This is a genomic window from Streptomyces sp. NPDC058619 (assembly GCF_042717785.1).
Classification (GTDB): domain Bacteria; phylum Actinomycetota; class Actinomycetes; order Streptomycetales; family Streptomycetaceae; genus Streptomyces.
On sequence record NZ_JBHXQN010000002.1, the window covers coordinates 113690 to 137867 of the forward strand.

At 75.0% G+C, this 24178-nt stretch carries 22 protein-coding genes; 10 read left to right on the forward strand and 12 right to left on the reverse strand.

What is annotated here, in order from left to right:
- Window positions 1-39 precede the first annotated feature (39 nt).
- Together ACFWTC_RS02545 and uvrB are read right to left on the reverse strand one after the other, a co-directional pair.
- Complete coding sequence (locus tag ACFWTC_RS02545; protein ID WP_383915184.1) at window positions 40-618, reverse strand: TerD family protein; 579 nt, start codon at window positions 616-618, stop codon at window positions 40-42.
- A gap of 88 nt (window positions 619-706) precedes the next feature.
- On the reverse strand, window positions 707-2860 hold the full coding sequence (gene uvrB, locus ACFWTC_RS02550) for an excinuclease ABC subunit UvrB (protein ID WP_383915185.1): 2154 nt from the start codon (window positions 2858-2860) through the stop codon (window positions 707-709).
- 243 nt (window positions 2861-3103) lie between these two features.
- Here uvrB and ACFWTC_RS02555 point away from each other — a divergent pair, with 243 nt between their 5' ends.
- The 3 genes from ACFWTC_RS02555 to ACFWTC_RS02565 all read left to right on the forward strand — a co-directional run bounded on the left by ACFWTC_RS02555 (window position 3104) and on the right by ACFWTC_RS02565 (window position 6940).
- A complete protein-coding gene (locus ACFWTC_RS02555) occupies window positions 3104-4027 on the forward strand; it encodes a glycerophosphodiester phosphodiesterase (RefSeq protein ID WP_384025344.1) in 924 nt (307 codons plus the stop codon).
- 99 nt (window positions 4028-4126) lie between these two features.
- Entirely contained in the window at window positions 4127-4690 is a 564-nt protein-coding gene (locus ACFWTC_RS02560; RefSeq protein WP_383915244.1) for a methylated-DNA--[protein]-cysteine S-methyltransferase, read from the forward strand.
- 888 nt (window positions 4691-5578) lie between these two features.
- The gene (locus ACFWTC_RS02565) at window positions 5579-6940 is read left to right on the forward strand and encodes an MFS transporter (RefSeq protein WP_384025772.1); all 1362 of its coding nucleotides are present in this window, start codon (window positions 5579-5581) and stop codon (window positions 6938-6940) included.
- On the opposite strand, the gene ACFWTC_RS02570 is transcribed toward ACFWTC_RS02565, so the two are convergent.
- Complete coding sequence (locus tag ACFWTC_RS02570; protein ID WP_384025347.1) at window positions 6930-7355, reverse strand: cupin domain-containing protein; 426 nt, start codon at window positions 7353-7355, stop codon at window positions 6930-6932. The genes ACFWTC_RS02565 and ACFWTC_RS02570 overlap by 11 nt on opposite strands.
- A 178-nt stretch (window positions 7356-7533) precedes the next feature.
- On the opposite strand from ACFWTC_RS02570, the gene ACFWTC_RS02575 reads away from it, so the two are divergent.
- Window positions 7534-8466 (forward strand): pseudouridine-5'-phosphate glycosidase, encoded by a 933-nt coding sequence (locus ACFWTC_RS02575; RefSeq protein WP_384025350.1) that lies wholly within the window; start codon window positions 7534-7536, stop codon window positions 8464-8466.
- The gene (locus ACFWTC_RS02580; RefSeq protein ID WP_383915189.1) at window positions 8463-9410 is read left to right on the forward strand and encodes a carbohydrate kinase family protein; all 948 of its coding nucleotides are present in this window, start codon (window positions 8463-8465) and stop codon (window positions 9408-9410) included. Before ACFWTC_RS02575 ends, ACFWTC_RS02580 begins: the two co-directional genes overlap by 4 nt.
- A gap of 174 nt (window positions 9411-9584) precedes the next feature.
- Here ACFWTC_RS02580 and ACFWTC_RS02585 read toward each other — a convergent pair whose 3' ends face one another.
- A complete protein-coding gene (locus ACFWTC_RS02585) occupies window positions 9585-10253 on the reverse strand; it encodes a uridine kinase (protein WP_383915190.1) in 669 nt (222 codons plus the stop codon).
- 90 nt (window positions 10254-10343) lie between these two features.
- Between ACFWTC_RS02585 and ACFWTC_RS02590 the strand changes: the two genes are divergently transcribed.
- The gene (locus ACFWTC_RS02590; protein ID WP_383915191.1) at window positions 10344-11789 is read left to right on the forward strand and encodes a WGR domain-containing protein; all 1446 of its coding nucleotides are present in this window, start codon (window positions 10344-10346) and stop codon (window positions 11787-11789) included.
- 163 nt (window positions 11790-11952) lie between these two features.
- Here ACFWTC_RS02590 and ACFWTC_RS02595 read toward each other — a convergent pair whose 3' ends face one another.
- Window positions 11953-12327 carry a cupin domain-containing protein gene (locus ACFWTC_RS02595; protein ID WP_383915192.1) on the reverse strand — a complete coding sequence of 125 codons (375 nt, stop codon included), beginning with the start codon at window positions 12325-12327 and terminating at the stop codon, window positions 11953-11955.
- Window positions 12328-12468: 141 nt separating this feature from the next.
- On the opposite strand from ACFWTC_RS02595, the gene ACFWTC_RS02600 reads away from it, so the two are divergent.
- The gene (locus ACFWTC_RS02600; RefSeq protein ID WP_383915193.1) at window positions 12469-13128 is read left to right on the forward strand and encodes a DUF2293 domain-containing protein; all 660 of its coding nucleotides are present in this window, start codon (window positions 12469-12471) and stop codon (window positions 13126-13128) included.
- Here the strand turns inward: ACFWTC_RS02600 and ACFWTC_RS02605 are convergent.
- Window positions 13121-13804, reverse strand: coding sequence for a chaplin (locus ACFWTC_RS02605; protein ID WP_383915194.1), 684 nt, complete (start codon window positions 13802-13804; stop codon window positions 13121-13123). The genes ACFWTC_RS02600 and ACFWTC_RS02605 overlap by 8 nt on opposite strands.
- Window positions 13805-13966: 162 nt before the next feature.
- Between ACFWTC_RS02605 and ACFWTC_RS02610 the strand changes: the two genes are divergently transcribed.
- On the forward strand, window positions 13967-14515 hold the full coding sequence (locus tag ACFWTC_RS02610) for a hypothetical protein (protein ID WP_384025353.1): 549 nt from the start codon (window positions 13967-13969) through the stop codon (window positions 14513-14515).
- Here the strand turns inward: ACFWTC_RS02610 and ACFWTC_RS02615 are convergent.
- The 3 genes from ACFWTC_RS02615 to ACFWTC_RS02625 all read right to left on the reverse strand — a co-directional run bounded on the left by ACFWTC_RS02615 (window position 14496) and on the right by ACFWTC_RS02625 (window position 20535).
- Complete coding sequence (locus ACFWTC_RS02615; RefSeq protein ID WP_384025356.1) at window positions 14496-15701, reverse strand: SWIM zinc finger family protein; 1206 nt, start codon at window positions 15699-15701, stop codon at window positions 14496-14498. The two genes, ACFWTC_RS02610 and ACFWTC_RS02615, sit on opposite strands and share 20 nt — an antisense overlap.
- Window positions 15698-18499, reverse strand: coding sequence for an SNF2-related protein (locus ACFWTC_RS02620; protein WP_384025775.1), 2802 nt, complete (start codon window positions 18497-18499; stop codon window positions 15698-15700). Before ACFWTC_RS02620 ends, ACFWTC_RS02615 begins: the two co-directional genes overlap by 4 nt.
- Before the next feature lie 314 nt (window positions 18500-18813).
- On the reverse strand, window positions 18814-20535 hold the full coding sequence (locus ACFWTC_RS02625) for a helix-turn-helix domain-containing protein (protein ID WP_384025359.1): 1722 nt from the start codon (window positions 20533-20535) through the stop codon (window positions 18814-18816).
- A 233-nt stretch (window positions 20536-20768) separates the two neighbouring features.
- On the opposite strand from ACFWTC_RS02625, the gene ACFWTC_RS02630 reads away from it, so the two are divergent.
- Both ACFWTC_RS02630 and ACFWTC_RS02635 read left to right on the forward strand, forming a co-directional pair.
- Complete coding sequence (locus ACFWTC_RS02630; RefSeq protein WP_383915198.1) at window positions 20769-21389, forward strand: hypothetical protein; 621 nt, start codon at window positions 20769-20771, stop codon at window positions 21387-21389.
- A gap of 116 nt (window positions 21390-21505) precedes the next feature.
- Window positions 21506-21766: a DUF6343 family protein gene (locus ACFWTC_RS02635; protein ID WP_383915199.1), complete on the forward strand. Its 261-nt coding sequence runs from the start codon at window positions 21506-21508 to the stop codon at window positions 21764-21766.
- Between the two features lie 42 nt (window positions 21767-21808).
- Here the strand turns inward: ACFWTC_RS02635 and ACFWTC_RS02640 are convergent, their stop codons facing one another.
- The 3 genes from ACFWTC_RS02640 to ACFWTC_RS02650 form a co-directional block, all read right to left on the reverse strand.
- The gene (locus ACFWTC_RS02640) at window positions 21809-22141 is read right to left on the reverse strand and encodes a tetratricopeptide repeat protein (RefSeq protein ID WP_384025778.1); all 333 of its coding nucleotides are present in this window, start codon (window positions 22139-22141) and stop codon (window positions 21809-21811) included.
- A 225-nt stretch (window positions 22142-22366) separates the two neighbouring features.
- Window positions 22367-22984 carry a dephospho-CoA kinase gene (gene coaE / locus ACFWTC_RS02645; RefSeq protein WP_384025362.1) on the reverse strand — a complete coding sequence of 206 codons (618 nt, stop codon included), beginning with the start codon at window positions 22982-22984 and terminating at the stop codon, window positions 22367-22369.
- A 120-nt stretch (window positions 22985-23104) separates the two neighbouring features.
- Complete coding sequence (locus ACFWTC_RS02650; protein ID WP_383915202.1) at window positions 23105-24043, reverse strand: PAC2 family protein; 939 nt, start codon at window positions 24041-24043, stop codon at window positions 23105-23107.
- Window positions 24044-24178: the final 135 nt, after the last annotated feature.

Here is a 24178-nt window from a genome sequence, read left to right on the forward strand (position 1 = left end):
CAGCCCCTCCCCCGTGCCTTCTTCTCTTGTCCGGTACTGCTACAGGTGCGGCAGGATCGACGGCATGAGGTCCTGGAAGGTGCGGCCGTTGGCCGGGTTCCCGAGGGCCGTCATCTGCCAGCCGGTGCCGACGCGGGACACCTTCGCCATGATCTGCGCGGTGTACTGGCCACCGCCGTCGAGGGTGTACCGGGCCATCTCCTGGCCGTTGGTCTCGTCGACGATGCGGCAGAACGCGTTCTGCACCTCCTGGAACGTCTGACCGGTGAACGAGTTCACCGTGAAGACGATCTGGTCGATGTGCACCGGCACGCGCTGCAGGTCGACGAGGATCGACTCGTCGTCCCCGCCCTGGCCGGCGCCGCCGACGAGGTTGTCACCGGTGTGCCGGACCGAGCCGTCGTCGCTCTGCAGGTGCCGGAAGAAGACGACGTCCACCGGCTGCTTGTCGGCGAAGAGCACCGCCGACGCGTCCAGGTCGATCTCCCGGGTCCGCGAACCGAACAGCCCGCGGCGCTTCGCCGCCTGCCAGCCGAGGCCCATCCGGACCGCGGTCAGCGTGCCCCCGTCCGCCTTCTGCAGATTGATGGCCTGACCCTTGGTCATGTTGACCGTCACTCGCTGTCCCCTCTCCATAGCCCGCCCCGACATCGGGCGCGCAGCGTGTACCCGCGGCTGTGCACCAACCCTACTGACAGGGTCCGGGTCAGGCGAGGCCCGCTTCCTTCATCTGCCTCAGCTCCTTCTTCAGCTCGCCCACCTCGTCGCGGATCCGGGCGGCCACCTCGAATTGCAGCTCGGCCGCGGCACCGCGCATCCGCTCGGTCATCTGCTCGATGAGAGCGGCCAGTTCGGCGGCCGGGCGGTCGGTGGGCACCGCGCCGGATCGGGCCCCCTTGGCGCCCTTCGCCCCCTTGCCCGCCGCGGCCCGGTCCGCCTTGCCGCCGAGCGCCGGAACCGGTGCCTTGGTGCCCTTGGCGTCCTTGGCCTGGCGGTATCCGGTGCCGAGGAGCTCCTCGGTGTCCAGTTCCTCGCGGGCGATGGTGGCGACGATGTCGTTGATCTTCTTGCGCAGCGGCTGCGGGTCGATCCCGTGGGCCGTGTTGTAGGCGACCTGCTTCTCGCGGCGCCGGTTCGTCTCGTCGATCGCCTGCGCCATCGCCGGGGTGATGCTGTCGGCGTACATGTGGACCTGGCCGGACACGTTGCGCGCCGCGCGGCCGATGGTCTGGATCAGCGAGGTGCCGGAGCGCAGGAATCCCTGCTTGTCCGCGTCGAGGATCGCCACGAGGGAGACCTCGGGCAGGTCCAGGCCCTCGCGGAGCAGGTTGATGCCGACCAGGACGTCGTACTCGCCGGCCCGCAGCTCGCGCAGCAGCTCGATGCGCCGCAGGGTGTCCACGTCGCTGTGCAGGTAGCGGACCTGGATGCCGAGCTCCAGGAAGTAGTCGGTGAGGTCCTCCGCCATCTTCTTGGTGAGGGTGGTCACCAGGACGCGCTCGTCCTTCTCGACCCGCTGGCGGATCTCGTGCACCAGGTCGTCGATCTGGCCCTCGGTGGGCTTGACGACAACCTCGGGGTCGATGAGGCCGGTGGGGCGGATGATCTGCTCGACGAATCCGTCACCCCGGGAGAGCTCGTACTTGCCGGGGGTGGCCGACAGGTAGACGGTCTGGCCGATGCGCTCCTGGAACTCCTCCCACTTCAGCGGACGGTTGTCGAGCGCGGAGGGCAGCCGGAACCCGTGGTCGACCAGGGTCCGCTTGCGCGAGGCGTCGCCCTCGTACATCGCGCCGATCTGGGGGACGGTGACGTGCGACTCGTCGATGACGAGGAGGAAGTCCTCGGGGAAGTAGTCGATGAGGGTGTTGGGCGCGGAGCCGCGCTCGCGGTCGTCCATGTGCAGCGAGTAGTTCTCGATGCCGGAGCAGGACCCGATCTGGCGCATCATCTCCAGGTCGTAGGTGGTGCGCATGCGCAGCCGCTGGGCCTCCAGCATCTTGCCCTGCTTCTCCAGCTCGGCGAGGCGCGCGGTCAGCTCGGCCTCGATGCCGCGGACCGCCTTCTCCATGCGCTCGGGGCCGGCGACGTAGTGGCTGGCGGGGAAGACGTACAGCTCCCGGTCCTCGCTGATGACCTCGCCGGTCAGCGGGTGGAGGGTGGACAGGGCCTCGATCTCGTCGCCGAACATCTCGATGCGGACGGCCAGTTCCTCGTAGACCGGGAAGATCTCGATGGTGTCGCCGCGCACCCGGAAGGTGCCGCGGGTGAACGCCACGTCGTTGCGCGTGTACTGGATGTCGACGAAGCGGCGCAGCAGCTGGTCGCGGTCGAACTCCTCCCCCACCTTGAGGGGGACCATCCGGTCGACGTACTCCTGCGGGGTGCCGAGGCCGTAGATGCAGGACACGGAGGCGACGACGATGACGTCGCGCCGGGTGAGGAGGGAGTTCGTCGCGGAGTGGCGCAGCCGCTCCACCTCCTCGTTGATCGAGGAGTCCTTCTCGATGTAGGTGTCCGACTGCGGGACGTAGGCCTCGGGCTGGTAGTAGTCGTAGTACGACACGAAGTACTCGACGGCGTTGTTCGGCAGGAGCTCGCGGAACTCGTTCGCCAGCTGGGCGGCGAGGGTCTTGTTCGGCGCCATGACCAGGGTGGGGCGCTGGAGCTTCTCGATCATCCACGCGGTGGTCGCCGATTTGCCGGTGCCGGTCGCGCCCAGCAGGACGACATCCTTCTCACCTGCGCGGACGCGCTTCTCCAGCTCGGCGATGGCCGCCGGCTGGTCGCCGCTGGGCTGGTAGGAGCTGACGACCTCGAAAGGCGCCACCGTGCGTTCGATCTTCGATACGGGCCGCATGGGTCAACCGTACGACCCGCCACTGACACTCACGCAAAGGCGCGGGTCCGCGGGCTCCGGCGGGTCCGGCCGGTCTGCACGGGTCTGCACGGGTCTGGTCCGTTTGTCGTAGTTCGGTGGCGGCCCGGTGATCTTCGCCGCCATGATCGCCGTGAAGAGATCTCCGTGAAGTGCCGCCGCAACATCTTCCGCTCCGCGCCCGTTTGAGCCGGGAGCAGGGTTCACGACCCGAGGAGAACGCACATGTACGTCGTCCGACCCGCCGCCGCGGCAGCCGCCGCCTTCCTGGGCCTCGCCCTCACCGTGCTCGGCGGGACAGCCTCCTCCGCAGCCTCCCCCACCCTCCCGTCCCGCCCGTCGGCTCCCGGAACCGCCGCCGACGTCTTCGCGACCCCGGTGGTGTACGCCCACCGGGGGGCTTCGGCGTACGCGCCGGAGAACACCCTCGACGCCGTCGACCTGGCCATGCACCTGGGCTTCGGCTGGGTCGAGAACGACGTGCAGCGCACCGGCGACGGCGAGCTGGTGGTGATCCACGACGACACCCTGGCCCGCACCACCGACGTCGAGGAGGTGTTCCCCGACCGCAAGCCGTGGCGGGTGAGGGACTTCACGGCGGCGGAGATCTCCCGGCTGGACGCGGGCAGCTGGTTCGGCGACGAGTTCGCGGGCGCCCGGGTGCCCACCCTGCGGCAGTACCTGGACCGGGTGCAGCGCAACCAGCAACGGCTGCTGCTGGAGATCAAGAAGCCGGAGCTCTACCCGGGGATCGAGGCGGACACGCTGAAGGTGCTGGGGGCGGCCGGCTGGCTCGACGAGCGCCACGTGTCGCAGCGCCTGGTGGTGCAGAGCTTCAGCGCCGACAGCGTCCGCATGGTGCACGAGCTGCGGCCGGACCTCATCACGGCCTTCCTGGGGACGCCCTCCGTGGCGGACCTGCCGCTGTACGCGAAGTTCACGGACCGGATCAACCCGTGGCACACCACGATCTCGGCCGACTGGGTCACGGCGGTGCACGGCCTGCTCGGCGCCCACGGCCGGACGATGGAGGTGGACACCTGGATCGTGGACGACGCGGCGACGGCCCGGAAGGTGCGCGACATGGGGGTGGACGGGATCATCACCAACGCGCCGGACGTGGTCCGGGACGCGGTCGACGTCCTCTGACGCCGCCGGGCGGGGGCCTGGGTCTCGGGGCGGGCGGAGGGGCGGGCCTTCGCCGGGGTTGTCGGAGGTGCGACGTACGGTGAACGCGTGGACAGCACCGTGGACAGCACCGAGCGGCCCCGCGGGCCGCGCCTCGAATGGACCGTCGTCCCCAGCGACATCGGTCCCCTGCTCCTGGCCGCGACCCCGGAGGGGCTGGTCCGGGTCGAGTTCCACGCCGGACCGGACCGGGTCGACGCGATGATCGGCCCGCTCGTCTCCCGGCTCGGCGCCGACGCGTGGCGGCCCGCGCCGGGCACGGAAGTGCTGCTGGCCGAACCGCTGCGGCAGCTCCGGGCGTACTTCGCCGGCACACTGCGGCGCTTCGAGCTGCCGCTGGACTGGCGGCTCAGCTCCGGCTTCAACCGGCAGGTCCTGCGGGAGCTGGACCGTTCCGTGCCGTACGGGGCGGTCGTCGGCTACGGGGAGCTGGCCGCCCGGGTCGGCCAGCCCGGCGCCGCCCAGGCCGTGGGCAACGCCATGGGGTCGAACCCGCTCCCGCTGGTGGTGGCCTGCCACCGGGTCGTGGAGAACGACGGGGGCATCGGGGGCTTCGGCGGCGGGGTGGAGACCAAGCGCCTGCTGCTCGCCCTGGAGGGCGTCCTGCCGCAGCCCTTGTTCTGACGGACCGGGGTCGCGGGACCGGGGCCCCGCCGTGTCCCGGGGCGGGGCGGGTCGCGGGACGGGGCGCTGGGGGCCTTCCGCGGCCCCGCCGAAGCCGCGGAGCCCATCGGCAGCCGCGCCCGACCCCGCGGAGCCGGAGGCCGGGCAAGGGGCGTACGCGGGGCGGGGGACCGGGCGCGGGACGTCCCTCCGCGGCACGACCGGGCCGCTACCGGCGCACAGCCCGCGCCAACCGGCTCGCGCCGCGGAGGGCAGCGCGGCCGCAGCCGCGGAGCCACCGGGCTCGACGCGGGCAGCCTCGGGCCGGCGTACGTCCACGGGCCGGGCCGACGCGTGAAGCCGCTGCGACGGGCCGGGCCGAGCCCGTGGACGCCACCGGGCTCGATGCGGGCCGTGGGACTCGACGTACGCCCTCCAGCGCCGGAGCCGCCCGGACCCTGGCCCCTCGGCCGCCCGTACGACGCGTGCCCACCGGCACCGACCCCGGTCCCGCCTCCGCCGGCACCTTGCCGGGCCGCCACACATCCGGCCCGCCGAGGCCCTGGCGCAGCGCCCAGCACCTGGCCCCACGCGGGCTGCCGGGCGGGAGCCGGGGCTTGCGTGGCCGGTGCCTGGGCCGGCGCCTGGGCCGGCGCCCCGTTCGGTGCCCCCGGGCCGTATCCGGTCAGCACCTGGACCGGTGGGCGGGTCGGCGCCCGGTGCGGTGCCCAGGTCAGTGCCCGGGCCGTATCCGGTCAGTACCTGGAGCGGTGGGCGGGTCGATGCCCCGGCCGCCGAAGTCCCTGTTCCGCGGCGCGGAGCGGGGTGCGAGACTGCCGCGGTGACCTCTACCGCCGCCCCCGCCGCCGCGCCCGCCGCCGCCCCGCGTTCCTGTCCGGGGTGCGCGGCGTGACCTCCTCGCCCCGTACCGCCCGGACGGCTTCGCCCGTCGACCCGGCGGACCTCGTCCGGCTGCAGCGCCGCACCTCCGGGGTGCTGATCGCCAGTCAGGCGCTCGGCGGGCTCGGCGTACCGATCAGCATCGCCCTGGCGCCCGTCCTGGCCACCGAGGTCAGCGGTACCGAGGCGCTGTCCGGGCTCGCCTCCACCGCCTCGGTGGTGGGCACCGCCCTCCTCTCGCTCCCCCTCGCCGCGCTGATGACCGCGCGCGGCCGCCGGCCCGGCCTGGTCCTCGCGTACGCGATCGGCGCGGCGGGCGCGGCCCTCGTCGTCCTCGCCGCCACCGTCCGGAACTTCCCGCTGCTGCTGCTCGGCATGGCCGCCTTCGGCGCCGCCTCCTCGGCCAACCTCCAGGCCCGGTTCGCCGCCGCAGACCTCGCGGCCCCGGACCACCGGGCCCGGGCGATCTCGGTCGTCGTCTGGGCGTCCACCGTCGGCGCGGTGCTCGGGCCGAACCTGTCCGCCCCGGCCAGCCGCAGCTTCGCCGGTACCTCCATACCCGAGACGGCGGGGCCCTTCGTGTGGGCCGCCGCCGTCTTCCTGCTGACCGGCACGCTGATCGCCGTACTCCTGCGGCCGGACCCGCTGCTGACGGCCCGGGCCCTGGCCGCGCCCGGGGAGCAGACCCGGGAGGGCCGCTCGCTGCGCGCCGGGATCGCCGCCGTGAAGGCCTCGCCGCGGGCGCGGCTCGCCCTCCTCACCGTCACGGTGTCCCACACCACCATGGTCTCGATCATGATCATGACCCCGATGGACCTGGGTCACCACGGGGCCGGGCTGGAGCTCGTCGGGCTGGTGATCAGCGGTCACATCGCGGGCATGTTCGCCTTCTCCCCCGTCATGGGGTGGCTCGCGGACCGCATCGGCCGGCTGGCGGTGATCGGGCTGGCGGCCGGGCTGCTGTCGGTCGCCGCGCTGCTCGCCGGGACGGCCGGGCCGAACCACGGCCAGAGCGCCCTCGGCCTGTTCCTGCTCGGCCTCGGCTGGTCCGCGGGGATGGTGGCCGGATCCGCGCTGCTGACGGACTCGGTGCCGCAGCCCGCGCGGGCCGCCGCGCAGGGCCTGAGCGACCTCACGATGAACGCCGCCGCCGGCCTGGGCGGCGCGGCCGCCGGGCTGGTCATGGCGCAGGCGAGCTACGGCTGGCTGAACGCCATCGGCGCCGGGCTGCTGCTGCCGATGGCGGCGCTCGCGCTGTTCACCGCGCGCCGCCACCCCGCACCGGGACCCGCAGGCCTGGGCGACCCCGAGGACGCCAAGGACCCCGAGGGGCTCAGGGACGCCAAGGACCCCAAGGGGCTCAGTAGCTGATGTGGTAGGCCTTGCGGAGCGTCTCGTGCACGGTCCAGGTCGTCCGGTCGCCCTCCCGCAGCACGCACGCCGAGCCCGGCCCCACCTCCAGGGTCCCGCCCCCCTCGACCTCGATGGTGGCGCGGCCGCTGACGACCACGAACAGCTCGTCGGCCTCGGTGTCGGTGACCACCCCCGGGGTGATCTGCCAGATCCCGCGGACCTGCTTGCCGTCCGGCGACTCCCACAGCACCTTGCCCGTCACGACCGGCTCGCCCGCGAGGATCTGACCGGGGTCGAGCTCCTCGGCCTCCAGCTCGGCGTCGGGGACGTCCGGCAGGCTGACGGCGAAGGATGCGGGCGCGGTGGGGGCGGCGGGCCCGGCGGAAGCGGGGTCGGCGGCGGGCGCGGCGGCGTGGTGGTCACTGGTGCTCATGGCGCGCCAGCCTAATCCGGGCCGCCCGCGCCGCGCGGTGACCACAGCGTCCAGGAACGGCCCGCCCGGCGAGTCACCCTGTCCAGCCCGGCCGCGGCGGGGGCAGTACTCGGACAGCTTGGGACGGGAGGGGCGGGAGGGCGTTTGGGTGCCCGGATCCCGTGCCATGGATGGGGACATGTCACAGCACACAGCATCCGAGGTCCCGGTCCTGTCGCCAGAGGTGCGCGAGGCGCTCGACCGGGGGCGGCCCGTCGTGGCCCTGGAGTCGACGATCATCGCGCACGGTCTGCCCCGCCCCCGCAACCTGGCCGTGGGCGCCGAACTGGAGGCGCTGGTCCGGGCTGAGGGCGCCGTTCCGGCGACCATCGCGGTGCTGGACGGGGTGGCGTACGCGGGCCTCGACAAGGCGCAGTTGGAGCGGATCGCCGGGGGCGAGGGCGTGCGCAAGCTCGGCCACAGGGACCTGGCGCCCGCGCTCGCGACGGGGGCGACCGGCGCGACGACGGTGTCCGCGACGGCGTTCCTGGCCGCGCGGGCGGGCCTGCGGGTCTTCGCCACCGGCGGGCTGGGCGGCGTACACCGGAAGTGGGCGCAGACCCAGGACGAGTCGGCGGACCTTGCGCTGCTGGCCCGGACGCGGATCACGGTGGTCTGCGCGGGGGTGAAGTCGATCCTGGACGTACCGGGGACGCTCCAGCGGCTGGAAACCCTGGGGGTGGGGGTGCTCGGCTACCGGACGGACCGGTTCCCGGGGTTCTACCTGGCCGATTCCGGCGAGCCGGTGGACTGGACCGTGCACCGGCCTGAGGAGGTCGCCGGGGTGATGACCGCCCAGGACGCGCTCGGCGGACCGGAGTCGGCGCTGCTGGTGGCCAATCCGGTGGCGGAGGCGGACCAGCTCGATCCGGAGCTGCACCGACGGGTGCTGGCGGAGGCGCTCGCCGAGTGCCGCGGCCGCGGGATCACGGGGCAGGCGGTGACGCCGTTCCTCCTGGGGTTCCTGGTGAAGGCGACGGGCGGGGCCTCCCTGGAGGCGAACCTGGCGGCGGTACGGGGCAACGTGCGGCTCGGGGCCGCCATCGCGGGGGCCTGGGCGGCGCGGGCATGACGGGGCGGCCGGCGCAGAACGGCGCGGGCAGGACGGGACCGGGGGCGGGCCGCGGGGCGCTGCTGGTCGTCGGGGACGTGGTGACCGACGTGGTGGCGGTCCATCCGGAGCCGCTGGCGCCGGGCACGGACACGGCCGCCCGCATTCGCACCCTCCCGGGCGGTGCCGGGGCCAACGCGGCCTGCTGGGCGGCCCGTACGGGGACCGCGGAGGTACGCCTCCTGGCGCGGGTCGGCTCCGAATCGGCCCCGTGGCACGAACGGGCGCTGCGGGAGGCCGGGGTGCGGCCCCGGCTGGTGGTCGATCCGGCCGAGCCGACCGGGACGGTGGTCGCGCTGGTCGGCAAGGACGCGGAGCGGACGTTCCTGACCGACAGCGGCGCCTCGCTGCGGCTCTCCCCCGCCGACTGGGCGCCGGACCTGCTGGACGGGGTGGCCCACCTGCACCTGTCCGGCTACCTGTTCTTCGCCGGGAGCAGCCGGGAACTGGCCCTGGTCGCGCTGCGGGCCGCCGTGGCGCGGGAGGTTCCGGTGAGCGTGGACCCGGCCTCGGCGGGGTTCCTGGCGGCGCTGGGTCCGGGCCGGTTCCTGGACGCCGTGGCGGGGGCGGCCGTACTGCTGCCGAACGAGGACGAGGCGCGGCTGCTGGCCGGGCTGCCGGAGCCGGCGGGGGTGGGCCGGGCGGCGGCGGAGCTCAGCCTGCGGGTGCCGCTGGTGGTGGTGACCCGGGGCGCGGCCGGGGCGCTGGTGGCCGAGCGCGGGCGGATCACCGCCGAGGTCGAGGCGGCGCCGGCCGAGGCGGTGGACTCCACGGGCGCGGGCGACGCGTTCACGGGCGGCTTCCTCGCGGCCCGGCTGGGGGGTGCCGACCCGGCGGAGGCCGCCCGCGCGGGCTGCCGGGCGGCGGCGTCGGCGGTCACCCGGCTGGGGGGCCGGCCGGGGTAGGCCCGCACGGGAGGGGCGGCGCGGATAAGGGCCGGCAGGACAGGCGGCGCGGACGGACGGGCAAGACGGGCGGCGGGGACACAGCCGGGGTGGACGGGCGGCGCGGACACAGCCGGGCTGGACGGGCGGGCAGGACGGCAAGGAGACGGCCGACGGTCCGGACGGCCGCTCGTGTCAGCCCCCGGCGGCCCGGGCCCCGGTGCCGCGGATGCCGGTCCAGGCGGGGTGGCGGGGGTCGTCGGCGCGGACCACGGCGTCGGCGGCCGACGCCGGGTCGGTGTCGGCCTCGTAGCGGGCGAAGGCGGGCAGGGTCCAGCGCGCCGACTCCTCCGTGCGGCGGGCCAGCGCACCCGGGGAGAGCCGGACGTGGACGCTCAGGTCGAAGGGGAACCAGTGGCCGAGCAGCAGCGGTCCGTGCACGATCACCACCGCGCCGGGCGGCAGGTGCGCGTACGGGCTGCGCGTGGCCCGGTCCGTGACGGGGTCCCAGAGGTCGGGCAGTACCCGGCCGGTGCCGCCGGGTTCCGTCGGGCCGAACACCTCCCGCCAGAGCGCGGCCGTGTCGAACCAGCCGCCGAGGTAGGAGTCCACGTCCTCGCGGCCGAACTCGTACCGCAGGGAGGCCGGCCGCAGGAATCCCGCCACCGGGACCACCAGTACCGAACGTCCGCGCGGGCGCAGGGCGTCGGCGAGCGCCTGCGCGAGCACGCCCGTCCCGGCGGCGGGCGCACCGTCGATGCCCACGCGCTGCCAGGCGCCTTCCTCCGGCGCGGCCGCGGGCCCGTCGAGGTGACCGGCGAGCCGCTCGGCCATCCGCTGCCATGTGATCGCTTCCCACTGCACCCGACCATTGTCAGTGGCGGCCCTTAGCTTTTTCACGAGGGATCACCGGCGGACAGGAGTCGGCGGCCCGACCTTGGGGAGGGGTCTGTCATGGCTCGGGAGACGACGTACCTGGAGCTGTCGCAGGAGGACGGCGCCGCGCACAAGTTCTACGAGGTGACGGTCGACGGCGCGGACGTCACCGTGCGGTACGGACGCATCGGTGCGGACGGCCAGGTGCAGAGCTCCTCTTTCCCCACGGTCGAGAAGGCCCGGGCGGCCGCCGCGAAGAAGGTCGGGGAGAAGGTCCGCAAGGGGTACGCCACGGCCGTGCGCGGGCAGCGCACCGCCCGTTCGGTGACCCGCCGTCAGGTCACCTCGGCACCGTCCACGGCGCGGTCGGTGGCCCCGGTCCTGTGGCGCTTCCGCACCGGATCCTCGGCGTTCGGCATCCACGTGGACGAGGACCGCTGCTGGGTGGGCAACCAGGCCGGGGACGTCTACACGCTGAGCCACAGCGGCGAGGTGCTGGCCCGGTACTCGCTGCCGGACGGCGTGAAGTGCCTGGTGGCGGACGAGTTCTGGATCTACGCGGGCTGTGACGACGGCACGGTGTACGACCTGTCCTCGAAGGTGCCGTTCGGGGCATACGACATAGCCGCCGACGTGGACATCTTCTGGCTCGACATCCGCGAGGGCGTGCTGAACGTGTCCGACCGCAGCGGCGGTCTGACGGTCATCGACCACGAAGACGAGTTCCAGTGGTCGCGGCGCTCGGGCGGCTCCAGCGCCTGGATGGTCAGGGCCGACGAGCGGGGCGTCTACCACGGGCACAGCAACGGCGTCACAGCCTACGCCGCCGACGGCGGGCGGGAGTTGTGGCACACCGACACGGGCGGCTCCGTGCTGTTCGGCTGGCAGGAGGAGCACGCGGTCTACGCGGGCACCGGGCGGCACGCGGTGAAGCGGCTGTCGAAGGCCACCGGCGCGGTGGAGGCCTCGTACCTGTGCGACGCGGCCGTGTACTCGTGCGCGACCTCGCCGGACGGCAGGCACGTCTTCGCCGGCGACTACTCCTCGTCGGTGTACTGCTTCGACGCGGACGGGCGGCGGCTGTGGAAGCTGGGCACCGGGTGCGGGTCCGCGCTGTCCATGCAGTACCTGGACGGCCGGCTGTACCTGGTCACCACGGACGGTTCGCTGGTCTGCGTGGACGCGAGCGAGCAGGCGATCGCGGCCGCCCAGCAGGGATCCGTTCCGGCGGCGATGGACGTGAAGTCGGCGGCGGCGCTGCCCGTGTACACCCCGGCCGCGTCGGCCTCGGCGGTGGCGACGGTCTCGGTGGCCGCGGCCCCGGCGGGCGGCGTGGTGGTGGAGTGCGTCCAGCAGGGCGGCCGGACGCGGGTGCAGGTGGTAACGGGCGGCTTCGAGCCCTCGTGGAACGTCCAGTTCCCGCGCGGGATACGGGAGGCGGGCGCCCGGTACGTGGTGGACGGGCTGCACCCGGCTTCGGGAGGCTTCTACCGGGTGCGCGGAGAGATACGCCGCCTGGTGTGAGCACGGGGGTACGCGGGGTGGAGGCGGCCGGGACCCGGCACCGGGGCGGTGCCGGTCGGGGCCGGGACAACTCACGCGGACGGGCTCGCCCCGCGCGGCCACGACGCGCTGTCACGACGCGCGGCCACGGCACTTACTCAGGGCGCTTGTTCAGGGCGCGCGCTCAGAGCGCGTGTTCGCGGCACACCGCGCGCGTGACACCGTGCGGGGCGGGGGTCGCTATGGCGAAGGGGGTCCCCGCACGCGTGCGGAAACCGGGGGTCACGTGGAGTACGACCGGCTCGCTGCCCAGGTTGTGGCCGAGGTGGACGTGGTCGATGCCGGCCGGTTCCACGAAGGCGGATCCGGCCCGGTGCACCACGACCGTGCGGTCGTGCAGGACCCGGGTGAGCGTCCCCGCGCGGACGACGGCGTTCAGCGGGACGCGGTGATAGTGCCAGCCGGTGCAGCCGCCCGGCGCGATGACCACCTCCCGGCCCGCCGGCGCCGGGGCGACGCGCGCCCCGGCGGGCCGTACCGTCGCCTGCCACCCGCCCATGTGCCCTCCCCGGCCGGACCGGTCCCGGTCCGCTCGACCCCACCGTAGGAGGACCTCACCCCGTCCCCAAGGAATCGGTGAAACACCAACCTCCCTGCTCCACCAGGTGATAGAGGGCCCGCACGGCGGTATCACACCCGTATGAGCCTGGTGGTGTTCGAGTCCCTGAAGCAGATCAACTGCGCCGAGTGCCGGCAGGGCCCGCTCCGGCACCTCGTGCGCGAGTGCGGCGTGCCGCGCTGCCTGGACTGCGCCGACCTGGGGCACCTGGTCTTCCTGCCCCGCGGGGACGCGGCGCTCACCCGCCGCTCCCGCGAGGCCAGTTCGCTCTCCGCCGTCGTCGTCCGCTTCGACAAGCGCCGGCGGCGCTACGAGCGCCGGGGCCTGCTCGTCGAGGACGCGGCGCTGGCTCGCGCGGAGCTCGCCTGCCTCGCGGACGCCGAGGCCCGGGCCCGTCGCCGGGAGCGTGACCGGCTGCGCCGCGCGGCCGAGGACACCCGGTTCACCGCCGCGTTCGCGGCGGAGATACGGCGGCTGTTCCCGGGCTGCCCCGCAGACCGGGCGCAGTCGATCGCGGCCCACGCCTCGGTGCGGGGCAGCGGCCGGGTGGGGCGCAGCGCGGCCGGCCGGGCGCTCGACGAACCGGCCGTCTCGTTCGCGGTCCGCGCGGCGGTGCGGCACGTCGACACCGAGTACGACGCCCTGCTGATGGCGGGGGTCCCCCGGTTCGCGGCCCGCGCCCGGCTGGCCGCGCAGATCGACGCGGTCCTCGACGGCTGGCGTACGGCAGGGGTCAGTTGAGGCGGAACCGGCGGTAGAGGAGCACCCCGCCCAGCAGCAGCGCTCCCCCGCCGGGCAGCAGGTAGCCGACGCCGTCGGCCCCGGTGTGCGCGAGCGCCTCGCCGGGTCGCGGCTCGGCGGGCCGCGGAGGCAGGGTCCGGGTCTCCGGCGCCGGCGGCGTCACGGGCGGCTTCACGACGGGCGGCCGGACGGGCGGCTGGACGGGCTTGGGTCCGCTGGGCGTCTCGCCGTTGACGGAGGTGTTGCCGGTCGAGGGGTTTCCGATGCCGACGACGTTGACGGAATTGCCGCTCACATTGAGCGGCAGGTCGATCGGCAGCTGGAGCCCGTTGCCGGACAGCACCCCGGGTGAATCCTTTCCGTGCCCGTCGGCGACCGCCCCGCCGCCGTGACCCGCGGTGTTCGGGCCCGAGTTCGAGGCGTGTCCGGACCTCGGCCCCGGATGGTCCCGACCGCTCCCGGGCGCCTCGTTGGCACATCGGTTCCCGGCGGCCGGGTTGAGCACGCCGACCACGTTGACGGTATTGCCGCACAGGTTCACCGGTGTGTTCACGGGCAGTTGGACCAGGTTCCCGGAGAGCAGCCCCGGGGAGCGCTCGGCCTTCCCCGCCGCGTCCGCATCGGCGTGGGCCAGGCCACCCACACCCGCGACCGCCAGCCCACCTCCCGCAACCACCGCCGCGATCAAGCCATTCCGTCGACTGTGACGCATCAGTTTCCCTGCCTTCCGGAGGAGTCCACGGGCGTTGCACCCGTACCGGAACAACGCCTTGAACCCATTCGGGTTATAGAGGCCGTGGGCATTTCACCCCATCGTGTACTGGGTAGTGCCTACTTCATGACTGAGCGCCCCCTGCTCCTCCTCGACGTGGACGGCCCCCTCAACCCGTTCCGGTCGCGCCTCGCCGGCCTGCGCGGTTACGCAGGCCACCGGATGCGCCCGGCGATCTGGATGTCCCGCCGGGCACCTGACTCCCGCAGTGCCCGCCGGGGCCTGAAGGTCCGCCTCCACCCCGCCCACGGCGCGCGGCTGACGGCCCTGCCGTACGAGCTCGCCTGGGCCACCACGTGGATGCACCAGGCCAACACGATGATCGCGCCGCGCATCGGGCTTCCCGGCGACCTGCCCGTCATCGAGTGGCCGGAACTGTTCGCTCCGGACCCTGACGGCCTCGCGTGGAAGACCCGCGCCCTCGTCCACTGGGCGGCCGGCCGGCCCTTCGCCTGGGTCGACGACATGATCAGCCCCCTCGACCGCACCTGGGTCGCCGCCCACCACCCGGCCCCGGCCCTCCTCCTGCGCGTCCACCCCCGCCACGGCCTGCGCGACCGGGACTTCACCACGCTGACCCGCTGGGCGGCGGAACTCAGCCCAGCAGGGCGGTGACGGGGTCCGGGGAGGGGCGGCCCATGGGCCACCAGTCCTCCGTGTCCGGGCGGGACTCGTAGGCGTACCAGACGCCGTCGCGGCCGAGGCGAAGCTGGCGCGTGCCGGACGTGAGGCGGTTGCGGTCGGGGCGGAAGGAGCCCGGGGCCGCGGCGAGGAGCGCCGGGCGGGCCCGGTCGAAGGGGCCGGCCGGCGGGTCCCACGGCTCTTCGAGGGCGGCGAGTGCGGCGCGGCCGCCCTGGCGCCAGGCCGCCGCCGCCCGGGCGAGGTCGGTGGTCGTGCGGCCGGTGGCGCGGGCGAGGTCCCGGTACAGCGTGCGGGCCGCGCCGGTAAGGCCCGCGGTGGGGTGCGCGGAGGCCAGCCGGACGGCGTCCTGCCACAGCCCGAGGCCCTCGATCGGGTCCTCGCCGGTGGTCAGGAGGGCCAGGGCGCGGGCGGCCGCGTCGGAGGCGAGCTGGTCCAGGGCCAGCGGGTCGGGGGCCGCCGGGTCGGCGGGGAAGGCCGGCGGCAGTCCGGCCGCGGCGGGCACGGCCGAGGGCGCCGGGAGCAGCGGCAGTCCGGTGCGGGCCAGCGCGGCGCGGGCCGGTACCCCGGGGAAGTCCGGGGCGGTGTCGGGCTGTTCGCGGGCGGCGTGGGCGGCGTTGCGGCGGGTGAGCTCGTCCAGGAGCTCCCGCTCGCCGCGGCCGCGCAGGAGCAGCAGGACGAAGGGGTCCTCGTCGAAGAGCCGGGCCGCGCGGTAGCAGAGGGCCGCCGCGTGCTTGCACGGCGGGCGCGCGACGTCCGGGCAGGAGCAGTGCGGGGCGAGTTCGCCCGCGCCGGGCAGGATCGTCCCGGCGAGGCTCTGCGGGACCTCCCGTTCCAGCAGGGCGGCGAGCGCGGCGGGGTCGGCCGCGACCGCCTCCAGGAGCTCGCTCCACTCCGCGTCCGCGAAGGCGGGCAGGGCCAGTTCGGTGCGGTACGGGCGGGCCCGGCTGCCCCGTACGTACGCCACGATCCTGCCGGGAGTGACGGTGACCGCGTCGACGTGGCCCTCGGCGGCGTACGTGCGGCCCCGGGCCAGGCGGGCCGCGTCGCGGGAGGCCTCCTCCAGCGAGGTCACCCAGGCCCGGCCCCACCAGCTGACCGCCTCCGTCCCGGCGGGCAGGGTCTCGAAGGTGCGGCGGCGGTCGTCCCGTGCGGTGATCACTCGGGCCTGCGCAGGGAGACGAGGTCGGCCAGCTCGCGGTCGGTCAGCTCGGTCAGCGCCGCCTCGCCGGAGCCTAGGACCGCGTCGGCCAGGGCCCGCTTCGCCTCCAGCATCTCGGCGATCCGGTCCTCGACGGTGCCTTCGGCGATGATCCGGTGGACTTGTACGGGCTGGGTCTGGCCGATCCGGTAGGCGCGGTCGGTGGCCTGCTCCTCGACGGCCGGGTTCCACCAGCGGTCGTAGTGGATGACGTGTCCGGCCCGGGTCAGGTTCAGTCCGGTCCCGGCCGCCTTGAGGGACAGCAGGAACACCGGGACCCCGCCGTCCTGGAAGCGGTCGACCAGCTCCTCGCGTCGCGGCACCGGCGTCCCGCCGTGCAGCAGCTGGTGGGAGATCCCGCGGTCCGACAGGTGCCGCTCGATGAGACGGGCCATGGTCACGTACTGGGTGAAGACCAGGACGGAGCCGCCCTCGGCGAGGATCGTGTCCAGCAGCTCGTCGAGCAGGGCGAGCTTGCCCGAGCGGTGCGGGATCCGCGGGCGGTCCTCCTTCAGGTACTGCGCGGGGTGGTTGCAGATCTGCTTGAGGGAGGCCAGCAGCTTCATGATCATGCCGCGCCGCTCGATGCCCTCGCTGGACCCGATGACCGCCATCGCCTCGTCCACCGCCGCCTGGTAGAGCGAGGCCTGTTCACGGGTGAGGGAGACCGGGTGGTCCGTCTCCGTCTTCGGCGGCAGCTCGGGCGCGATCCCGGGGTCGGACTTCTTGCGGCGCAGCAGGAACGGCCGGACGAGCGCGGCGAGCCGGGCGACCGCCGCCTCGTTCCCGCCGTCCTCCTCCTGCTGGTGCTCGACGGGCCGCGCGTGGCGGGCCCGGAAGGTGGTGAGCGGGCCCAGGAGCCCGGGGGTGGTCCAGTCGAGCAGCGCCCACAGCTCGGAGAGGTTGTTCTCCACCGGGGTGCCGGTGAGCGCCACCCGGGCGGGCGCCGGGATCGTCCGCAGGGCCTTGGCGGTCGCCGAGTGGGGGTTCTTGACGTGCTGGGCCTCGTCGGCGACGACCATGCCCCAGCGCTGCTCGGCGAGGAGCGGGGCGCTGGCCCGCATCGTCCCGTACGTGGTGAGGACGAACCCGCCGGTGCCGGACGCCGCGCCGTCGAGGCTGCGGCTGCCGCCGTGGAACCGGCGCACGGGCGTGCCGGGGGCGAACCGCTCGATCTCCCGCTGCCAGTTGCCCAGCAGGGACGCGGGACAGACCACGAGCGTCGGCTCGGGGCGGTCCCGGTGCAGGTGCAGGGCGATGAGCGTGACGGTCTTGCCGAGGCCCATGTCGTCGGCGAGGCAGCCGCCGAGGCCGAGCGAGGTCATCAGGTCCAGCCAGGCCAGGCCGCGCGCCTGGTAGTCGCGCAGGGTGGCCTTGAGCGCGGCGGGCTGAGGGAGCGGGGCCAGCTCGGCCGTCAGCCGCTCCCGCAGGGCGGCCAGCGCCCCCACCGGGACCACCTCGACCGCTTCTCCGGCGATCTCGGCCGTCCCCGAGAGGGCGGCCGCCAGCGCGTCGACCGGGTCCAGCAGGCCCAGTTCCCGCTTGCGGGCCTTGCGCACGAGCTCCGGGTCGACCCGCACCCACTGGTCCCGCAGGCGCACCACGGGCCGGTGGGCCTGGGACAGGGCGTCCATCTCCCCCGTGGTCAGCCGGTCGCCGCCCAGGGCCAGCTCCCAGGAGAAGGCGAAGAGGTGCTCGGCGTCGAAGAAGGCGGTGCCGTCGGTGGCGGAGCCGGGCGCCGTGGACCGTACGACGGCGGTCGCCGACAGCGTACGGGCCAGCTCGCGCGGCCAGTGGACCAGGACGCCGGCGGCCGCCAGCCGGGTCGCGGCGGCGCCCAGCAGGTCCTCCAGCTCCGGGTCGGAGAGGGCGAGCGCGTCGGGGGCGGGCTGGTCCAGCAGCCGCAGCAGCGGCGGCCACACCCGCGCGGCCCGGCGCAGCGCGAGCACGGCGTCGATCCTGGCACGGGGCCCGAACCCGGCGGCCGCCGTGCCCGCCCACAGCGTGGCGGCGTCGGCGACCAGCGTGGGGTCGGCGAGGCTGTGCACCTGGACCACGGCGGCGCCCGCCCTCCGGGTGTCCTCCCCCTCGGCCTCGTCGAAGAGGCGGAACGAGGACAGGTCGAGCCGGAGCGAGATCCCCACGCCCGTGTCGGAGCCGGCCGCTACCTGGGCGGCCCAGTCCTGTATCCCGGGCACACGCTGCGGCTCCCGGGCCGCGAACGGCCGCCCGGCGGCCACGCCCGCGGCGGGCGTCCGGGGCAGGCTGTCGGCCACGGCGTCGAGGAACGCTCGCACCAGCGCCTCCGGCTCGGGCAGCTGGAGCGGACGGCGGCCGGCCAGCGGGGTCGCGTAACCCTCGTGCGGCAGCGCGGCGGCGACCGCCCGGAGGTGGGCGACATCGGCGGCTTCGAGCGGACCGGCACGCCACGCGTCGAACCCCTCGGGGGTCAGGCCGGGGAGCAGCCGGCCGCGAGCGGCCAGCGTGAGCGCCTGGACGGCGGCGGTGCCCCAGGCACGGGTGGCGGGATGCGCGGCGGGGTTGCGGGGCGCCCGCGCGAGCAGCGGCAGGGCGGCGGTGACGGACAGGCTCACGGAGGGCACGGTCCGGCTGCGCACCCCCGAGCCGGAGGGGCGCACGACGGTGAGCGGGGCCGGGCGGCCCGCCTCGGGCAGGTCGTCCCCGTCGGGTGCCCAGAAGGCCACGCGGGCCTCACGGGGAACGGCGGCGGGCAGGAAGACGGCGGCATGGCGCAGCAGCGCACGCGCGGCGGCCGAAGGCTGCTGCTGATGCTGCTGCCGCTGTCCCGACGGCTGCGGCTGCGTGGGCTGCCCGTGCCGCTGCGGCAGCGGCTGCGGCTGCGGCGACCACACTCCTGACGGCTCCGATGTCGTCCTCACCGCGTCCCCTCCCTCCCCCGTCGCTACGGATCCCGATACGGGTCCCGATCAGGTCCCGACGCGGGTCCGGCGCGGGTCCGGCGCGGGTCTCCTGTGCCGCCGAGTCTAGGCGGGCCCACTGACAATGCCGCTGACCTGCACGGATCTCGGAGCCGGGGAGCCAGGGGCCGGGGTCAGCGCGCCCAGCGGCCCTGGTCCGACGCGTACCCGTACACCGGCCGTCCCGTCGCGGCGCTCGTGCGCAGCGGGCGGCCGTTGTCGTCGATGCGCAGCCGGCCGGAACCAGTGGGTCCGGTGTAGCGCAGGTCGAGGTACCAGTCGCAGTCGCAGCCCGTGGTGGCGGCTAGCACCCGCAGCACCACCGGGTCGGCCGCCGAGACGCGCATCGGGAACGCGGGCGCCCGGATGGGGCCCTCGGAGTCACCGCCGTCGACGGGCCGGGCCACGGGGCGCGGGGCGTCCAGGTTGACGGCGTAGACGGCGGGGGTGAGCGCCCCGCCGCAGCCCGGCGACATCTGGTACACGTTCCAGGCCGGCGGGGTGCGGCGCGCCGCCACCCGTACGTCCAGGCCCTCCAGGACCACCGTGCCCGCACCCGCACCGTGCACCGTGACCTCCAGGATCTGCTGCCCGGCGTGTACGGCCCGCTGCGCGGAGGCCCAGGCGGGCGCGTCCGCCTCCACGGGCGGCGGGGGCACCGCGCCGGGGCCGCGCTCGGTCAGGTAGGCGTGGTCGCACCCCGCGGCCCACACGTGCGACCGGACCGCGGCCCTGACCGGCACCACCGGGGCCTGGACCGGTCCCGAGGCCGGCGGCGCCGACGCCCCGGGGGGCTGCCCCGCGGCCGAGGCGGCCGCCGACGCGCTTCCCGAGGCCGGCGCCGCTCCCGGTGCCGGGTCCGAGGGCAGCACCGACGGCGCCCCGGAGCCCGGGGCGGAGGCCGTCCCGCCGGGCGGCGCCGGCGTGTGTCCCGGTCGCGCGGCGGCCGACGTCGACGGGCCCGCGGTGGTCCCGGTCGGCGTGCCGGGCCGTTCCGGGCCGGCCGCGGCCAGCACCGCCACGGCGACCACGCCCGCGGTGACCCCGGCGGCGGCGACCGCGGCCGCCCGGCGCCGGTACCAGGGGAGCCGGGCCCCCGGCACCGGCGGAGCCATGTCCACCACGACGGCCAGGCCCAGCTCCGCACCCGCCCCGGCCCCAACGCCGCCGCCCCCGCCCCCGCACTCGCCCCGGCCCTGAACCGCGTCCACGCCCTTGCCAGTGCCCCCGCCCTGGGCCGCGTCCACGCCCTGGCCCGCGCCCTCACCCGCGTCCACGCCCTTGCCGGTACCCGCGCCCTTGCCGGTACCCGCACCGTTGGCCGCGTCCACGCCCTGGCCCGTGCCTTCGCCCGCGCCCTTTCCCTTGCCGGTACCCGCGCCCTCACCCCGGGCGGGTCCGCCCTCGCCGCCGCCCGCGGGCGGCGGCACGGCGGCGCCCGCAGCCGCGACGGCGCCCGCTGCCCCCGCCTCCACCGCGACCGCGGGCTCCGGCGGCGCCTCCGCCGCCCCTCCCGACGCCTCCGCCTCCAGCGGCACGGCCTGCGGCACTCCCGCACCCGCCGCGCCCGCCCGTCGCCGCGCGTCCGCCAGCAGCCACGCCCGGTGCAGGTCCACCGCCTCCCCCTGCGAGGCCCCGCAGACCCGCGCGAAGCGGTCCACGACCGCGAACTCCGTCGGCACCGCCTCACCGTTGCAGTAGCGGTGCAGGGTCGAGGTGCTCGTGTGGAGATTGCGCGCCAAGGCCCCGTAACTCAGCCCCGCACGCTCCTTCAGCTCCCGCATCAGCCGCGCGAACCGCTCCGACTCGCCCGTCCCCGTCCCCGCGCCGGTCCCCGCACCCGTCCTCATGCCCATGCCCGCCCCCATGCCCGTTCCCGTCCCCCTGCCCGTTCCCCCGCCCACGCCCACGGCGTCACGGCGCCACCCGTCCCACGACGCCGTTCCATGCAGCGGCTGTTCCCCCAGGTGACAGCACGTACGGTCGTTCCAGTGTCCCGAATCCCCCGCGATCCGTCGCCCGACACCCCGCGCCGGGGCAGGGTTGTCCCCGTACCGCAACACACCGACACCAACGGGGAGATCCACCGATGTTCCGACGCTCAGGCGCCTCCGCCACCCTCGCCACCGCGCTCTTCGCGGCGGCCTCCGCGCTCGTCCTCACCGCCTCGTCCACGGCCACCGCGGCGGTCACCGCCCCCGGGTTCCTCACCGGTACCGACCTGCCGCCGCACGCCAGCTCGCCCTGGTACTCCGGCAAGGTCACCAAGGGGCTGCCCGAGACCACGCCGTTCTGTCTGGAGGGCGCGCTCCCCGCGGCCGGCAGCTGGCACCGCTCGTTCGGCACCGACGTCGACGCAGGCGCCGTCCAGGTCTCCGTACGGGCCGCCTCGGACGCCGCGGCCGTCAAACTCGCCCGCGCCCTGGAGCGCAAGGTCGCGGCCTGCGCCTCCGACTGGCTGCGCACCACGCCGGGCGGCACCGCCTCCTGGCAGGACTACGGGAAGCTCTCCGTCGAGGAGGGCGCCCACGTCTACGGCGTGCACACCTCGATCCCCGAGTCCGAGCCGGGCGTGACCCTCTTCGGCATCGGGCGGGACGGCTCCACGGTGACGGTCGTCAAGTGGAGCCAGATGGGATACCTGACCGACGCCCCGGTCCCGGCCTTCAAGAAGACCACCACGAAGGCCGTGAACAAGCTCAATCCCTGATCGCTGATCCCCGATCGCTGATGCCCGATCCGTAGTCCCTGATCCGGGAATTCCCGCACCCCCGGATCCCCCGCTGCCGCCGCCGCGGTGGGACCATGGGAACCGAGGCGATGAGCATGCGTACGGGAAACGAGCCGGTGACCGCCCGCAGCCCGCTGCGGCTGCGGTTGTGGCTGAGCCTGTGGGGGCTGCTGTGGGCCGCCGGCGGGACCGCCGTGTTCTCACTGGCCGGTCGCCCCGGGTGGGCGGCGGCCTGCGGGGCGCTAGCGCTGCTGGCGGCCGTGGACCTGGCCGTGGTCGTCCGCCACATCCGCCAGGGGCCGCACTACCAGCCCGGCCGGGACGTCCCGCCGTACGAGCCGCCGCCCGGCGCCTGAGGCCCGCCGACGGGCCCGGTCTTGCGGCCCCCCGCCCGCCGCTCAGTCCTCGAAGCGGGCCGCCGCCAGGTATTCCGGCCGGGGGTCGAGGGCCGCGGCGAGCCGGAAGTGCTTGCGGGCCTGCTGGGGGCGGCCGGAGCGCTCGTGCGTACGGGCCAGTGCGAAGTGGGCGAAGGCGTTGTCCGGCTCCCGTTCCAGCACCAGCTCGAACTCAAGCTCCGCCGGGCGCAGTTGGGCGGACGCGAAGAAGGCGCGGGCGCGCAGCAGCCGGGCCGCGGTGTTCTCCGGGTGGGCGGCTATGACGGAGTCGAGCAGCTTGACCGCACCGCGCGGATCACGTGCGGCGAGCAGCTGCTCGGCGGCCCGGTAGTCGATGACGTGCGTCTCCGGGCTCGCCGCACCGGACGACGAGGACGAGGACGAAGACGGCGACGACGGCGGCGGCGTGGTGTCGGACACGATCTGTTCCTTCCCTCTGCGGGCGCGTTCGACGCATCCGCCCCAGGCGGTCTCTTCCCGATTTCTCCCAGCCCGTTCCTCACCCGGACCCGGCCCGTGTTCCTTCTCCTGGTCCCCGACGCGGCCCCGGGGAAGCGCGCGTCAGGCTCCGGAGTCCGGCCGCTCCGCCGCCCGCGCCACGAGTTCCTCCCAGACCTTGCGGACCTGCGGTTCGAGGGCCTCCAGCGGCCCGTCGTTGTCGATGACGAGCGTCGCCACCGCCAGCCGCTGTTCCCGCGTGGCCTGCGCGGCCATCCGGGCCCGCGCCTCCTCCTCGGCCATTCCCCGCAGGTCGACGAGCCGCGTCAGCTGCGTCTCGGGGGCGGCGTCCACCACGACCACCAGGTCGTACAGCGCGGCCAGACCGTTCTCCGTGAGCAGCGGAACGTCGTGGACCACGATCGCGTCGGGTCCCGCGGCGGCTTCCAGCTCGGCGGACCGGGCCCCGACCAGCGGGTGCACGATCCCGTTCAGGGTCCGGAGCTTCTCCGGATCGGCGAAGACGATCGATCCGAGCCGGGGCCGGTCGAGCGTCCCCGCGGAGGTCAGTACCGACTCCCCGAACGCCGCCACGACGGCGGCGAGCCCGGGTGTCCCGGGCTCGACGACCTCCCGTGCGATCCGGTCGGCGTCGACGACGACCGCTCCGTACCCCGCGAGCAGCCGCGAGACCTCGCTCTTGCCGGCGCCGATTCCGCCCGTCAGTCCTACTTTCAGCATGCCCCGCAGCCTAGGCCCTGCCCCCCTGGCCACCACAGCCCCCTGCACCCCCGCGGTCACCCGGCCGCTCCCCGCCGGAATCGCTCCCCGCCGGTATCGCCTCCCCTGTCGGTTCCGGCGTCAGTTCTCGCCCTCGCGCTCCGCGAGGAACTTCTCGAACTCCCGCCCGATCTCGTCCGCCGACGGGATCTCGGCCGGCTCGGCGATCATGTTGCCCCGGGTCTCCGCCCCGGCGGCCGCGTCGAACTGGTGCTCCAGCCCCTGCACCAGGGCGACCAGCTCCTCGTCGCCCTCCCGGATCTGCCGGTCGATCTCGGTCTGCGTTCGGTGCGCCTCGGTCCGCAGCGCGTGCGCCACGGCCGGCAGCACCAGCCCGGTGGCCGCGGTGATCGCCTCCAGCACCGTCAGCGCCGCGTCCGGGTACGCGGAACGCGCCACGTAGTGCGGTACGTGTGCGGCGACGCCCAGCACGTCGTGCCCGGCCTGCCCCAGCCGGAACTCCACCAGGGACTCCGCGCTCCCGGGCACCTGGGCCTCGTCGAAGGGGCTGCGGTGCCCCGGCATGAGGTCGGTCCGGTTCCCGTGCGGGGTGATGCCCACGGGGCGCGTGTGCGGGACGCCCATGGGGATCCCGTGGAAGTTGACCGAGAGACGGACGCCGAGGCGCTCGACGATCTGCCGGACGGCGAGCGCGAACCGCTCCCACTCCACGTCCGGCTCGGGGCCGGAGAACAGCAGGAAGGGCGCGCCCGTGGCGTCCTGGACGAGCCGGACCTCCAGGCGGGGCTCCTCGAACTCGGCCCAGTGGTCGCGCTGGAACGTCAGCAGCGGGCGCCGGGCCCGGTAGTCCACCAGCCGGTCCGCGTCGAAGCGGGCCACGACCTGGTGGGGCAGGGTGTCCAGGAGCCGTTCGACGATCTGCTCCCCGGCCTCACCCGCGTCGATGTACCCCTCGAAGTGGTACAGCATGACCAGCCCGGCCGAGTCCTGGGTGAGAGCCAGGTCGGCCACCGCCAGGCCCTTGGCGTCCCATTCGTACAGACCCTGTGGATCAAGCACCGTCACCACTCCTCCTCGCCTCGTTCTCTGGAAGAACGTCCAAACGACCGCCGTCATTCCCCAGTTGACGCCCTTCACGAGAACGCGACGGATCACTCCGGCCGCCGGCAGCGGCCGGGCACGCCGGCCGGGCAC

Excerpts from the sequence above, each read along its gene's own strand:
- ACFWTC_RS02590 (WP_383915191.1), top strand. The coding sequence starts at position 10,344 with ATGGCTCGGGAGACGACGTACCTGGAGCTGTCGCAGGAGGACGGCGCC.
- ACFWTC_RS02555 (WP_384025344.1), top strand. The coding sequence starts at position 3,104 with ATGTACGTCGTCCGACCCGCCGCCGCGGCAGCCGCCGCCTTCCTGGGC.
- ACFWTC_RS02595 (WP_383915192.1), bottom strand. The coding sequence starts at position 12,327 with ATGGGCGGGTGGCAGGCGACGGTACGGCCCGCCGGGGCGCGCGTCGCC.
- coaE (WP_384025362.1), bottom strand. The coding sequence starts at position 22,984 with ATGCTGAAAGTAGGACTGACGGGCGGAATCGGCGCCGGCAAGAGCGAG.
- ACFWTC_RS02635 (WP_383915199.1), top strand. The coding sequence starts at position 21,506 with ATGCGTACGGGAAACGAGCCGGTGACCGCCCGCAGCCCGCTGCGGCTG.
- ACFWTC_RS02625 (WP_384025359.1), bottom strand. The coding sequence starts at position 20,535 with ATGGGCATGAGGACGGGTGCGGGGACCGGCGCGGGGACGGGGACGGGC.
- ACFWTC_RS02575 (WP_384025350.1), top strand. The coding sequence starts at position 7,534 with ATGTCACAGCACACAGCATCCGAGGTCCCGGTCCTGTCGCCAGAGGTG.
- uvrB (WP_383915185.1), bottom strand. The coding sequence starts at position 2,860 with ATGCGGCCCGTATCGAAGATCGAACGCACGGTGGCGCCTTTCGAGGTC.
- ACFWTC_RS02580 (WP_383915189.1), top strand. The coding sequence starts at position 8,463 with ATGACGGGGCGGCCGGCGCAGAACGGCGCGGGCAGGACGGGACCGGGG.
- ACFWTC_RS02570 (WP_384025347.1), bottom strand. The coding sequence starts at position 7,355 with ATGAGCACCAGTGACCACCACGCCGCCGCGCCCGCCGCCGACCCCGCT.
- ACFWTC_RS02630 (WP_383915198.1), top strand. The coding sequence starts at position 20,769 with ATGTTCCGACGCTCAGGCGCCTCCGCCACCCTCGCCACCGCGCTCTTC.
- ACFWTC_RS02600 (WP_383915193.1), top strand. The coding sequence starts at position 12,469 with ATGAGCCTGGTGGTGTTCGAGTCCCTGAAGCAGATCAACTGCGCCGAG.
- ACFWTC_RS02610 (WP_384025353.1), top strand. The coding sequence starts at position 13,967 with ATGACTGAGCGCCCCCTGCTCCTCCTCGACGTGGACGGCCCCCTCAAC.